The organism is Halomonas sp. ND22Bw (assembly GCF_003011945.1).
Taxonomy (GTDB): Bacteria; Pseudomonadota; Gammaproteobacteria; order Pseudomonadales; family Halomonadaceae; genus Halomonas; species Halomonas halophila.
This window is the reverse complement of the sequence record NZ_PXWD01001543.1, coordinates 1-245: the sequence shown is the minus strand read 5'-3', so window position 1 is coordinate 245 and position 245 is coordinate 1. Positions and strand designations below refer to the sequence as shown.

Below are 245 nucleotides of genomic sequence, written 5' to 3'. Positions count from 1 at the left end.
CGAAAGCGGCGTCGGAGAAGTCATCGTCCTCGTCGTCACTGAACGACCCGGCCGCGCCCTTGTTGGCGGTGTTGTGCTTCTCGTGAAGGGTGACTTCCGAGAGGCTGGCCAGCATCGGCGGAACCCAACGCTTTTCAGCCGCCTTGCGCGCCGCGATTTCGACAAGAGCCGTCTTCTTGTCGCCCGCGAAGGGTTCGGCATCTGTGCCCCTATCCGTCAGGCTCTGGAGCAGAGCCTTCTTGCCC

Annotated in this window: 1 protein-coding gene; it reads right to left on the bottom strand. The window is 63.3% G+C overall.

The window, feature by feature from the left end; translation table 11 throughout:
* Positions 1-245 (bottom strand): hypothetical protein (locus CVH10_RS26325; protein ID WP_181244730.1); only part of this gene is annotated, 245 nt, incomplete at both ends.